This is a genomic window from Alkaliphilus peptidifermentans DSM 18978 (assembly GCF_900101495.1).
GTDB lineage: Bacteria > Bacillota > Clostridia > Peptostreptococcales > Natronincolaceae > Alkaliphilus_C > Alkaliphilus_C peptidifermentans.
The window spans coordinates 123,385-136,102 of sequence record NZ_FMUS01000010.1 but is presented as its reverse complement, the minus strand read 5'-3'; the positions used below and the strand labels follow the sequence as shown (position 1 = coordinate 136,102).

At 32.7% G+C, this 12,718-nt stretch carries 12 protein-coding genes and 1 other annotated feature; of the genes, 2 read left to right on the top strand and 10 right to left on the bottom strand.

All coding sequences use genetic code 11. The features are described 5' to 3' along the window. Positions 1–304 precede the first annotated feature (304 nt). From alaS to rfbD, 8 genes are all read right to left on the bottom strand, one after another. Entirely contained in the window at positions 305–2,947 is a 2,643-nt protein-coding gene (gene alaS, locus BLP68_RS09160; RefSeq protein WP_091542733.1) for an alanine--tRNA ligase, read from the bottom strand. Between the two features lie 63 nt (positions 2,948–3,010). Continuing rightward, positions 3,011–3,219, bottom strand: a binding site (T-box leader). A 126-nt stretch (positions 3,220–3,345) separates the two neighbouring features. Further along, positions 3,346–4,581, bottom strand: a complete 1,236-nt coding sequence (locus tag BLP68_RS09155) for an AI-2E family transporter (RefSeq protein ID WP_242876945.1) — start codon at positions 4,579–4,581, stop codon at positions 3,346–3,348. A gap of 90 nt (positions 4,582–4,671) precedes the next feature. After that, entirely contained in the window at positions 4,672–4,830 is a 159-nt protein-coding gene (locus BLP68_RS21430; RefSeq protein ID WP_143003079.1) for a YtxH domain-containing protein, read from the bottom strand. Between the two features lie 29 nt (positions 4,831–4,859). Next, entirely contained in the window at positions 4,860–5,426 is a 567-nt protein-coding gene (locus BLP68_RS09150; RefSeq protein ID WP_091542730.1) for a PRC-barrel domain-containing protein, read from the bottom strand. A gap of 95 nt (positions 5,427–5,521) precedes the next feature. Next, a complete protein-coding gene (nifU, locus tag BLP68_RS09145) occupies positions 5,522–5,965 on the bottom strand; it encodes a Fe-S cluster assembly scaffold protein NifU (RefSeq protein WP_091542727.1) in 444 nt (147 codons plus the stop codon). Continuing rightward, entirely contained in the window at positions 5,966–7,144 is a 1,179-nt protein-coding gene (gene nifS / locus BLP68_RS09140) for a cysteine desulfurase NifS (RefSeq protein WP_091542724.1), read from the bottom strand. Positions 7,145–7,166: 22 nt separating this feature from the next. Continuing rightward, positions 7,167–7,616, bottom strand: coding sequence for an RrF2 family transcriptional regulator (locus BLP68_RS09135; RefSeq protein WP_091542722.1), 450 nt, complete (start codon positions 7,614–7,616; stop codon positions 7,167–7,169). A gap of 418 nt (positions 7,617–8,034) precedes the next feature. Continuing rightward, positions 8,035–8,859: a dTDP-4-dehydrorhamnose reductase gene (gene rfbD / locus BLP68_RS09130; protein WP_091542720.1), complete on the bottom strand. Its 825-nt coding sequence runs from the start codon at positions 8,857–8,859 to the stop codon at positions 8,035–8,037. Between the two features lie 261 nt (positions 8,860–9,120). On the opposite strand from rfbD, the gene BLP68_RS09125 reads away from it, so the two are divergent. After that, a complete protein-coding gene (locus BLP68_RS09125) occupies positions 9,121–9,951 on the top strand; it encodes a CAP domain-containing protein (RefSeq protein WP_091542717.1) in 831 nt (276 codons plus the stop codon). 61 nt (positions 9,952–10,012) lie between these two features. Here the strand turns inward: BLP68_RS09125 and BLP68_RS09120 are convergent, their stop codons facing one another. After that, a complete protein-coding gene (locus BLP68_RS09120) occupies positions 10,013–10,675 on the bottom strand; it encodes a hypothetical protein (RefSeq protein WP_091542715.1) in 663 nt (220 codons plus the stop codon). Between the two features lie 127 nt (positions 10,676–10,802). Here BLP68_RS09120 and BLP68_RS09115 point away from each other — a divergent pair, with 127 nt between their 5' ends. Then, positions 10,803–12,389, top strand: coding sequence for a hypothetical protein (locus BLP68_RS09115; protein ID WP_091542713.1), 1,587 nt, complete (start codon positions 10,803–10,805; stop codon positions 12,387–12,389). Here the strand turns inward: BLP68_RS09115 and BLP68_RS09110 are convergent. Next, positions 12,382–12,672, bottom strand: a complete 291-nt coding sequence (locus tag BLP68_RS09110) for a putative Se/S carrier protein (RefSeq protein WP_176758945.1) — start codon at positions 12,670–12,672, stop codon at positions 12,382–12,384. The genes BLP68_RS09115 and BLP68_RS09110 overlap by 8 nt on opposite strands. Positions 12,673–12,718 lie beyond the last annotated feature (46 nt).

Here is a 12,718-nt window from a genome sequence, read left to right as displayed (position 1 = left end):
TTATACCCCTATGTCTCAATTTTAATATAATATTAGAGGAGTAGGTTTTCTTGCGCCTCGAATCTGTGGCGTTTTCATCAGTCTGGATATTGTTGACTTTTTCAACAACCTCAGGAGTATGTTTTCACATACTCCTTATTTTTGCTCTATTCTTAACTCTTTAATTCTCAATTCTCAATTCTCAATTCTCAACTCTTAACTCTTAACTCTTAACTCTTAACTCTTAACTCTTAACTCTTAATTCTTAATTCTTAATTCTTAACTCTTAACTCTTAATTCTTAACTCTTAACTTTTATTTTCTTTCTATTTTAATAAATCTTCCAATAAAATCTTCACAGTAGCTAGTGCCTCTTCTATTTTACCTGGGTCTTTGCCTCCCGCCTGTGCCATATCTGGGCGACCACCGCCGCCGCCACCAGTTACCTTAGCAGCTTCCTTCACGAGGTTACCTGCATGTATTCCTTTTGATATAAGATCTTTAGTCACCACAGCTACAAAGCTGACTTTGCCATCGCTTTCTGCAGCCAAAATGATAACCCCACTACTACCTATTTTCTCCTTTATGCTATCTGCTAGATTCCTTAAATCATCCATACCAGCGTTACCAACATTATTAATAATTACCTTCACATTGTTAATTATTAATGGATTGCTTATTATTTTGTCTATTGATCCAGTGGCTAATTGATTCTTTAGCTTATTAATCGCTCTATCCTTTTCTTTTAATTCACTAACTAATGCTTCAGCGCGATTTACAACTTGACTAGGTTGAGCCTTAATAGCTTCCGAAACCTTAATTAAGGTATTTTGTTGCTCCTTAATATATTTATAAGCTTCACCACCAGTCACAGCTTCAATTCGTCTTACACCAGCTGCTATTCCTGCTTCGCTTATTAAGAGAAAAATACCTATTTCACTTGTATTTTTAACATGGGTACCACCACACAATTCTGTGCTGAAATCACCAGTTTTAACTATCCTAACAACATCCCCATATTTTTCACCAAAAAGTGCCTCTGCCCCTAGTCTTTTTGCCTCCTGGAGTGTACTTTCAAACACCTCTACAGGTAAGGTTTCCATTATTTTATTATTTATTTCTTCTTCAATACTTTGCAGCTCATTTCCGTTTAATGCTTCAAAGTGAGTAAAGTCAAACCTTAATCTTTCTGATGTAACTAGTGAGCCAGCCTGCTGAACATGATCACCAATAATGTTTTTTAATGCTTTATGGAGAATATGAGTGGCTGTATGATTTCTAGCTGTATTATGACGATAATCTTTATTTACATTTGCAACAATAGTTTGACCAATGCTGGCTATTCCTTCTTTAATCTTTACATAATGAAGGATATTATCATTAGAGCCCTTTTTAGTGTTTGTTACTACTCCTTTGAAGGAAGAGCTTACTATTTCACCTTTATCGCCTACTTGTCCACCACTTTCGCCATAAAAAGGTGTTTTATCTAATACTATAATTACTTCTTCGTCAGTTGTAGCTTCATCTACGATATTATTTTCCTTAATAATAGCAGTAATATTTCCTTCTGCTTCTAAATAGTCATACCCAATAAAATTAGTCTGTAGTTCTTTGTTTAGAGATGATAAAGCGTCTTCCTTCCAGCCCTCTGTATCCCCATCAACTCTAGCACTTCTAGCACGATTTCGTTGCTTTTCCATTTCTTTCTCAAAGCTATCCTCATTAACATCCATACCCTTTTCCTGTAGAATTTCCTTTGTAAGCTCTAAAGGGAATCCAAAGGTGTCATATAGCTTAAAGGCATTTTCACCTGTTAAATTTCTCTCTCCGGACTTCTCCATATTACTGATATACTCATTTAATATATCTAATCCTTGATTTATTGTTTCCTGAAAACGCTCTTCTTCAACCTTTATAACCTTTTGAATATACGTTTTCTTATCCTTTAATTCCTCATATGCATCGCCAAACATTTCAACAACACTATCAATCAGTTTATATAAAAATAAGTCATTGTTACCTAATAGCTTCCCATGTCTAGCAGCTCTTCTTAATAATCGCCGTAATACATAACCTCTTCCTTCATTACTAGGGATAATACCATCGCTAATCATAAATGCTATGGAACGAATATGGTCTGTTATGATACAAATAGAAATATCATTTTCACGATTCTCCTTATATGTTACACCAATTTCTTCACATACCCGTTTAAGTATAAATGACATAGTATCAATATCATAAATTGAATTAACATCTTGCATTATGCAAGCAACCCTTTCAAGCCCCATACCTGTATCAATATTAGGATTTGGTAATAAATTGTAATTACCAGCTTCATCCTTATCAAATTGAGTGAATACATGGTTCCAAAATTCTATATATCTATCGCATTCACAGCCCGGTTTGCAATTTGGAGAGCCACAGCTATATTTTTCGCCACGATCGTAGTATATTTCAGAACAAGGTCCACATGGTCCCAAACCTATTTCCCAGAAATTATCCTCTTTTCCTAGACGTACAATTTTTTCTGCCGGAAGACCTATGACCTTATTCCATATTTCAAATGATTCATCATCTTCATGATAAATGCTTGCCCAAAGCTTATCTTCTGGCATCTTTAAATACTTTGTTGCAAATTCCCAACCCCACTGTATAGATTCAACTTTAAAGTAATCTCCAAAGGAAAAGTTTCCAAGCATCTCAAAGAATGTAGCATGCCTAGCAGTTTTTCCTACATTTTCGATGTCTCCAGTACGAATACATTTTTGGCAAGTTGCCATTCTTTTATTTGGTGGTTCCTCTGTACCTGCAAAATACGGCTTTAATGGTGCCATACCAGCATTAATCAATAATAAACTTTTATCATTTTGTGGTACAAGGGGGTAACTTGCTACCACAAGATGTCCCTTTGATTTGAAAAATTCAAGAAATAGACTTCTTATTTCATTTACGCCCAGCTTATCCATTCGACTTCCTCCTTAGAATTTTAATTATATTTTTCAAAAAACAAAAAAGCCACATTTATAATGCTTAGGGACGAGATAAACCCGCGGTACCACCCTAATTACCATAAAGGTCGCCTTAATTCAAATGATAACGGAATAACCCGATAATCTCTACATCATTCGAGATTATAACTCAGAGACTGCTTCAAATGGTTTATCTGGAAGCTTCACAGCCTTGAGCCTCCTCTCTGAAAGAAATCAACCAAATTACTATTTCTCTTCAACGTTTATATTATTAATTTAAATGAATTATAATAGCTTTCACAAATTTTGTCAATATATACTTGATTATTAAGTAACCTTAAGCAATTAGTATCTTAATTCATAATTCTTAATTCTCAATTCTTAGTTTTTAACTCTTAACTCTTAACAACATATTTCTTTAAATGCTTTCCTAGCACTTTAATAATACCAGCAGTTGGTACAGCTATTAATAATCCCACCAGGCCATATAATCTTCCACCAATTAATAAAGCTAGAAGCACCCAAATAGGATGTATACCTACACTTTTACCAACTATTTTGGGAGACAAGATAGCACTTTCAACCTGTTGTATTATTGTAAAAATGATAACCACCCATATTGCCTTCATAGGATTGTCTAAAAGTGCAAAAATAACAGCAGGTACTATTCCTATTATAGGGCCAAAGTATGGAATAATATTAGCTAATCCTGCAATTAAGCCAACCAGTACAGCAAATTCAACCTTTAATATTAGTAAAGAAATGGTTGTAAGTAATCCTACAATGGCTGCTACAATTAATTGTCCTCTTATAAAGCCACCTAAAACTATATCAATATCCTTCACAACAATTAAAGCTTCCTTACGTATTCTACTTGGAATTAGAAGTATTAATGCTTTTTTGAATTCTTCAGCATCCTTTAAGAAGTAAAATCCTAAAATCGGTATTAATATAAGTCCTACTATTTTAGAAAACATGTTAAGTACTCCATCAGTTACTGATGTCAAAACATTAAAGATTATTTGTTGAACACGATTAATATTAATATGCAGTAAATCCTTAACTCCATCCAGCTCCCTTGGTAAATTATCAATATTTCTATTATATCTTATAAACAAATTGTATAAATAGTCATAGGTTTCATTACCGTATCTAGGTAAGAGCTCCAATAGTTTTTTCACCTCATTCACCATCTGGGGAATTAAAGTTATGGTTATTAAAAAAATAATAAATGAAACAGTTAAGTAAATAATTAGTACTCCCCAAAGACGTTTTATACCCTTAGAGTTTAAATATTTAACCAAAGGATTAAGTGTATAAGCTAGTACTATGGCTAAAATAAATGGATATAATATCTGTAAAATAAAAGTTCTTATTTGAAAAATAAAAAGAATAAGTAGCATAATAATAATTGAAAGCAAGAAATAAACAATTTGTTTTTTCTTTATATTTACTCTTCTATTTTCATCAACATATCTATTTCCAATATGTACAAGATAATAAATAATAAATCCTAGTAACATAATTATTAATAATTGCGTAAAGAAGTTCAAGAAACTATTAAAATAACTTTTCTCAGTAAAAGTTCTTATGCTATTTGATAAAGTCTCCAAAGCAGTATTATTCTCCACATTTCTCCCCCCTAACTATATAATATATTCTTAGCCAAATTTTTTTATTGCAATCATTTAAAAGAAAAGCAGCTTACTAGCTGCTTTTTTTTAGAGTACATTCATCATAACTGCCTTAGATAGCATTTTTCTTGTACGTCTCATGGCTTTTTTTCTATCTTTAGGGCTCATGTTAGAAACTGCATACATTCCTACCGTAGCACCTAAAAGTCCTCCAGTAACTAATCCCATCATCATTGACCGGTTCATTATATCATCTCCTTTATACAGTTTCTCAACTATATTTTTTGTTGATTTGTTATATCTATACCAAGTATTTTTTTCAAGCCACCTAAAGGATGATGAATAAGTACATCTTCAAAGTCATCCTCTACGGTTAAACATCCAAATGCATCATTAAATTTACATTTAGATCGAGGTAAATAGCTATAACCATCAATTAAATCTGTTAATAAGCCTTCGCTGGCAATAAACCCCATTATATTTCCATTATTGTCAGCAATTACAATATCCTTTACAATACCAATCAAAACCCCTTCTTGAGATTTTATTTCCATCCCCATTACTTCTATTTTTTTTAAATAAGCTTCATGTATATCAGGTATTTGTTTTGGAAGTATAATTTCCCTTTCAGAGGCAATAACTATACCTTCTTTAGAAAAGGCTATAATTCTTTTCCACTGAATACAGTGCTTATTCCTAGATTTTCTTGCTTTGGATTTTAAGGAGAAACCTAGTAACCTTAATAAATTTGATGAATATATAGCATTTTCAACACTATAACCTAAGTTTATGGCTGACTGATTTATTATTGAAACTCCTATTAATTCACTTTCTAGTAGCATACATATCCCTCATTTTTTGTTAGCCTCATTACTATTTTTCTTATAAAACAAAAAAAAATGCAGGGAATACCTGCACATTTTTGATATTTATTCTTCTAGTGATCTTCCTCTATATCATGGTGATGATCATGCTCGTCATTGGGATCAAAACCATCTAACCCATCGTAACTTAAATTGTTTCTTTTTGCATAATCATAGATAGCAGATTTGACTGCCTGTTCTGCCAATACAGAGCAGTGCATTTTTACAGGTGGCAAGCCATCAAGTGCCTCTGCTACAGCTCTATTTGTCAAGTTTAAGGCCTCTTCTACGGTTTTACCTTTTATCATTTCAGTTGCTATACTTGAGGTTGCAATTGCGGAGCCACATCCGAAGGTTTTGAACTTTACATCAACAATAACATCGTCTTCAATTTTCAAATACATCTTCATTATATCTCCGCATTTCGGGTTACCTACTTGACCTACTGCATCTGGATTTTCTATTTCACCAACATTTCTGGGATTCATAAAGTGTTCCATTACTTTATCGCTGTACATTTAGTTTCCTCCTTTTACCTTCTCATAAAGTGGTGACATCTGTCTTAATTTTTCTACAATTGGTGGTAATTTCTCGATAACATAATCAATGTCTTCTTCTGAAGTAAAGTCTCCTACTGTTAATCTTAATGATCCATGGGCTACTTCATGAGTTAAGCCTATAGCCATTAAAACATGAGAAGGATCTAAAGATCCTGAAGTGCAGGCTGAACCGCTGGAGCATGCAATACCAACCATATCAAGGCTAAGTAATAGGGATTCACCTTCAACGAATTCAATACTATAATTCACATTTCCAGGAAGTCTTTTGGTGGGATGTCCATTCAATTTTAGATATTGTATTTTTTCCTTTAATCCAGTAATAAGCTTATCTCTTAAGGAAGTAATATGCTTTATATGGTCTTCTAAATTTTCATGAGCTAGCTGTACCGCTTTAGCAAAGCCAACAATACCCGGTACATTTTCAGTACCAGCTCTTCTTCTCTTTTCTTGTCCACCACCATGAATTAACTGATGTATCTTTACACCCTTTTTAATATACAAAGCACCAGTGCCCTTGGGTCCATACAGCTTATGAGCAGATACCGACATTAAATCTATTCCAAGCTCATTAACGTCTATTTTCATATTTCCATATGCTTGAACAGCATCTGTATGGAAATAAACATTATTATTACGCGCAATTTGACCTATTTCTTTAATTGGTTGTATCGTACCAATTTCGTTATTGGCGAACATTATTGTTATAAGTATAGTATCTGGTCGTATAGCAGCCTTTAGCTGGTCAATACTAATTAAGCCATATTCATCAACGCTAAGATAGGTAACCTCATATCCTTCTTTTTCTAAATATTCACAGGTATGCAAAACAGCATGATGCTCTACATTAGTAGTAATAATATGCTTACCTTTACTTCTATTTGCATAGGCAATACCTTTTACTGCCCAGTTGTCTGATTCAGAGCCTCCAGCAGTAAAGAATATCTCGTCTGGGCTTGAATTTAATGATTTTGCAATAATATCTCTTGCTTTATCAATGGCACCTTTGCTTTCTCTACCATAGGTATAAATACTAGATGGATTACCAAAGCTAACATTAAAATAAGGCATCATTGCATCCAAAACTTCTTGCTTCATTGGTGTAGTCGCTGAGTAATCTAAATAAACTCTTTTATTCATGTCTTCCTCTCCTTGCTTTGTATTAGATGTAGTACATGTAGTGATCTTTATTTTTCATTTTATGATAATCATCCACCATGTCCTGTAAAGAGATAGAGTCAATTACTTCACTAATACTAATTCTTATTTTCTCCCATACCACCCTAGTTACACAGCATTCTGCATTATCACAGGCACTAGGATCTTCTTCCAAAACACATTCTGATGGACCAAGTGGCCCCTCAAGAGTACGAATAATGTCACCTACTGTTATTTTATCTGGCGCAGTAGCTAGCATATATCCACCCTGGGCCCCTCTAACACTTTTAACTAGACCTGCTTTTCGTAATGTAGCAATTAACTGTTCAAGATAATGATCTGAAATTCGTTGTCGTTCAGCTATATTTTTTAAGGCGATAGGACCATCACCATAATTAATTGCTAAGTCATACATGGCCTTAAGACCATATCTTCCCTTTGTCGAAAGCCTCATGTTTCCTTCACTCCTTTAATCCCAAGTAGATTGATTGGAATTCATTCTCAGTATATTATACCCTACTATTTTTGTCAACATTACATTTATTTTTTTTTAATAAATATTGTCAATATTTTAGGACCTTATTTCAACTCATTCAGTTATCAAATTGTAGAAATTTTCAAAATAATAAATACATAGTGAATTAGTAAAGTATTCTTATTAATCCCAATAAAAAAGATAGGTTATAAAACCTATCCGAGGTTGTTGAAAAAGTCAACAATATCCAGACTGTTGAAAATTCTTTGGATTCAAGGCGCAAGAAAACCCAGCGACTGCAGCGTATACATAATACGTTAAGGTGCTGGGTTTTTGCAGCAACGAAGAAGATGGAGGATTTTCAACAGTCTGAGATAGGTTATACAACCTATCTGGTCTACTGATAATCTCTAAGAAATTGATTCAGTGCTTCCTTCCAATGTCTTAATTTTATTGATGAGTTATTTTGCAAAGAAGAATTTCGAGGTCTTGGAGCCTTTCTTCTAATTTCCTCAGTCTTAATTGGTATCACCTTTGCATTAATTTTCTTTATCCTACAAATTTCTTCTGCGAAGTCATACCATGTGCAACTATCATTGTTTACTAAATGGTATATACCGTGTCCTTCTTCTTTATCAACCAAGATTTCTAAAGCCTGTGCTAAATCGTATGTAAATGTTGGACAACCCCGTTGATCATTTACTGCACTAATCAAGGTATTATGATTTGTTAAGTTTAATATTGTTTGAACAAAATTGTTCCCTCTAAATCCATATAACCATGAAGTACGTACAATGTAATAAGTTTTTAAATTTTTCATTACCTCCAATTCACCTAAATACTTGGATTTACCATATACATTTATTGGGTTTTGCTGGTCTTCCTCATGATATGGGCTACCCTTTTCACCATCAAAAACATAATCCGAGCTAATATATATTAGTTTACTTTTTAATTCCGAAGCTACTTTAGCAACATTTGCTGTACCCATTGTGTTTACTTGATATGCTATTTCCTGCCTTTCTTCGCATTTATCTACATTTGTAAAGGCAGCTGTATGTATCAACCAATCAGGCTTAATGCTTTTTAGAATATTATTAGTTTCATCTAAATTAGTAATGTCCATTTGTTTTTTTCCTAGACTAATAATATTTTTATTTTTAAATACATTATTTAATTCATTTCCTAGTTGACCAGTACCTCCTATTATACATATTTTCAATTTTCTTCCCCCCATTTTGTTGTACAAACCTATAAATTAATATCTATTCAAATAATAACTACTTTATTAAATTTATTATATGCCCTTCCCTTCAGGATTAGTAAAATTAATATCCTTTATATAGGAGTTTTATTGCTACCTATATCCATACCTTTCCCATTCTGCCGTAATCTATATTTAGAACCATATATTGTGGATTGAATAGATTGTTACAGTCCTGTAACATAGTATACAAGCTTAGATATAGGAGGGATTGATAATATGTTATTCAATAAAACTTATAAAAAGGTTGTAGTACCTGCAATTGTAGCTGCACTATTTATATCAACAGCAGCACCAGCAAGTGCATTTACTAGTTTCAAAGGGTCAAACAGTGCTAATTTAATTAGTGTTGGTAGCTTAAGAACTGCTTTCCAAATAAATATAAGAGGTTTAAATATTAATACAAGATTCAATAATGCTAAAACCCAAGGAAACGACGCACCAACCTTTACAAACAAAGTTGTAATCGCTAACCCACAGGAAAAGCAAACACCAGTTGTTCAAGCACCTGTTGAGAAAGCACCTACACCAGAGTCAACACCGGCGCCAGCACCTGCTCCAGCGCCAACACCTACTCCAGCGCCAGCACCTGCTCCAGAGCCAACACCTGCTCCAGAGCCAACACCTGCTCCAGAGCCAGCACCTGCACCTCAACAATCAGTTGAAAATGCTAAACACTCTTTAACTGCAAATGAAATTAAAATGATTGAGCTTGTTAATGCAGAAAGAGCAAAGGCCGGAGTTCAGCCATTAAAAATTGATGTTGATTTATCATATGTAGCAAGAGTAAAGTCTAAAGACATGCACGATAACAAATACTTCGCACATGAATCACCAACTTATGGTTCACCATTTGATATGATGCGTGCCTTTGGTATACAATTCAAAGGAGCTGGTGAAAACCTAGCTATGCACAGTAGTGTAGAGTCAGCTCACAATGGATTAATGAATTCAGATGGTCATAGAAAAAACATTCTTAACCCAAACTTTACTCATATAGGAGTAGGTATTCATGATAGATATTACACTCAAATGTTTATTACACGATAATAATAAATAATATTTAAGAAACAACCTAAAAAACTGCCACTGGGCAGTTTTTTAGGTTGTTTTATAATAGTTCATTAAAATTATATTCATCAAATTGAGGGAAAAATTCAGGGAATGGTGCTGTTTCAAATTCAACACGTGCATCTTCAGGTGAAAATTCTTCACATTCAGGAGGCTCTGGACAAAATCCAAATACAGGTACTAGCAGTTGGACTCTACCAATTACTTTAATGACAATAAATACTCCTACAGCAAAAACAAAGACTCCCTCCTCTTTAATTGGTTCAGTTAGCATTTGTGAAGCTGTTTCAATACCTATTTGAAACTTGAATTCATCCCTAGCTTCAGGAATAAATAAAACAATGTCTTTATGTATTTCTGGTAATTCATTATTAATCATTATTATAGCACCTGTCTCACGATTTCTAGCTCTTAATATGTTGGTAATCAGCACCTTAAATTTAACACGGCTAAAGTTAGGTCTATTGGCTATTGGTGTTATAGCTAGTGAACCTAAGACAATCTCCCCTGGGTTAAATGCAATGTCGACAAACTCGAAGGAGCCTCCTTCCGGTAAATTAACGGATATCTGTTCAAAACATTCCCTTTCTTGACAATGGGCATATACTTTATCAGCAATAATACATTCTGATTTAAAATCCGGAAAAAATTGATTCCTTTCTTGATTTTTAACCTCTAAACTCTCCTCATGATTAACTGACATATACTCCCCCCCTAATTACTGTTTGTCTAATAAATAATTAATAAAAAACATAATAATATCATAGTATGAAGTAAACACATAATTGGTGATACAATTTATAAAATTTTTTAAAGAGGGTGTGAAAGCTATGGAAGTTTCATCATCACTACAACATATAGTTAAAACATCGAAGGATTTCACCTATTATTTTTACTTAGACAATAATAGAGTGATTCACTATGATTTTTTTGATAGTAATAATGAGTTTATTAGAAGGAAACAGCTAGATACAGAGCCTGTTATTGATTTCTCCGTAAATATTGATACTGATGATAAAATTCATTTAGTATCTATCTCTGGTATAGGTCAGTTGATTTACTATATCCATTATAAGAAGAAATGGAGTAACAAGATTTTATCAATATTAGATATTAAGTCTAATACATATAAAAATTTGAATATACTTATAAATAATTCCTATAGTCATATTCTTTGTAATAAAACGAACCTTCTAAATACTATGATTACAACAATTGAACATATGTACTGGAATGATAAAGACATCAAGAAATCAACAGTTACTACCTACTTACCTGGTAAATATCAAAGTCCTTATCAAGTAGCTGTTGATAAGAACAATTGTATACATCTTCTATATAAAGCGTATCATAAAACTAATCATCAACTATATTATTGTAAATTCAACTTATACAATAATAGATGGAGCTCAGGAGAGTTGATTTCTAATACCAAAGACGATCACAGTCACCCCCATATGCTAATAGATAATAACAATAATTTACATGTTGTATTTAATACTATTGAAGATAATAATTTTGCTTTAAAGTATAGAAGAAAAACAAATATAGTTAGTAATAAATCAAAATGGTCTGAAATAATGGATTTATCCAATAAGAATGCTAATCATCTTGCACCAGTACTTATTCAGGATGACTTGATGCTTAAAGTATTAAGTAAACAAAATAATGTAATTAGCGAAATCACTTCACGAGACAGCGGTATTACATGGTCAGCTTCTTCCAAACCAAAGCTTTATAAAATAGAAAATCCCATACTTTTACGTTATGCAACAAATAACCCCTATGAAAAACAAGCATATTCACTATCTCACCTTTATGGATTTATTGATAACCATATAAAAATTATTGGAGCAGAAATTTTTAAAGAAATGGATGATGAAACAACTAATCAGCAAAAGTTTGAGGAAGTTGAAGTAAAAAAAACAAGCTCTGCTGAACCAAAGCCATTGATACATAATTCCGAATCAAATCATATGTATCAAGTTCACAAACAACCCATAGCCTCCGAAGACTTCATTGCTACTAAAGGTGTTGGTTTAGACATTGATTTACATGAGCTTGTAAATGAAATACAAACATACTTAAATAGGATTATACCAGAGATAACTAAATTAGAAGAAGCTAAAAAATCATTGGAAATCAACAGTAAAGCTCTAGATCCAAACCTTAACCCTCTAGATCTCTGTACACAGCTACATTCAGACTTAACTCAACTAACAAAAGAAATATCTAAATTTGAATATGAACAACTAGGTCTACATTCCAAGTTAGATGATTATCAACAAAAGCTCTATAGGTTAGATGAAAAAATAGTTAAATTCAAAAAACAAGCCATGGAGCTTGAAGATAGAATTATGAATATTTGGGAAGATAGTAATGGATTTGTAAATCGAGTAAAAAACCTCTTTAGGTAGGTACTACTATCTGCTTAAATATTCTTTTACCATTTATTCTTTCTATTGAATATACAGATAATATTTTACATTTTATATATACTGATTCTTTTTGTAATAAATCATAACTCTCTAACACTTTGAATTTTAATGCATAGCTACAACCTGATCTTATTTGGCATGGAGTTGAAACTAATTCATATTCTTTTATACCCTTACGTCGCAAATGCTGATAAAGATATATGGCATGGTTTTTTGATTCAAAAACTGCAATATAATAAGTCAACTCATTTCTTTTTATCATGACCATTCCTCCTATTGAGTCTTTTAGTATAATATATGAATTTGAA

Bases quoted from the DNA above. Each gene is read 5' to 3' on its own strand.
- alaS (WP_091542733.1), bottom strand. From the start codon at position 2,947: ATGGATAAGCTGGGCGTAAATGAAATAAGAAGTCTATTTCTTGAATTT.
- BLP68_RS21430 (WP_143003079.1), bottom strand. From the start codon at position 4,830: ATGAACCGGTCAATGATGATGGGATTAGTTACTGGAGGACTTTTAGGT.
- BLP68_RS09150 (WP_091542730.1), bottom strand. From the start codon at position 5,426: ATGCTACTAGAAAGTGAATTAATAGGAGTTTCAATAATAAATCAGTCA.
- nifU (WP_091542727.1), bottom strand. From the start codon at position 5,965: ATGTACAGCGATAAAGTAATGGAACACTTTATGAATCCCAGAAATGTT.
- nifS (WP_091542724.1), bottom strand. From the start codon at position 7,144: ATGAATAAAAGAGTTTATTTAGATTACTCAGCGACTACACCAATGAAG.
- BLP68_RS09135 (WP_091542722.1), bottom strand. From the start codon at position 7,616: ATGAGGCTTTCGACAAAGGGAAGATATGGTCTTAAGGCCATGTATGAC.
- BLP68_RS09125 (WP_091542717.1), top strand. From the start codon at position 9,121: ATGTTATTCAATAAAACTTATAAAAAGGTTGTAGTACCTGCAATTGTA.
- BLP68_RS09120 (WP_091542715.1), bottom strand. From the start codon at position 10,675: ATGTCAGTTAATCATGAGGAGAGTTTAGAGGTTAAAAATCAAGAAAGG.
- BLP68_RS09115 (WP_091542713.1), top strand. From the start codon at position 10,803: ATGGAAGTTTCATCATCACTACAACATATAGTTAAAACATCGAAGGAT.
- BLP68_RS09110 (WP_176758945.1), bottom strand. From the start codon at position 12,672: ATGATAAAAAGAAATGAGTTGACTTATTATATTGCAGTTTTTGAATCA.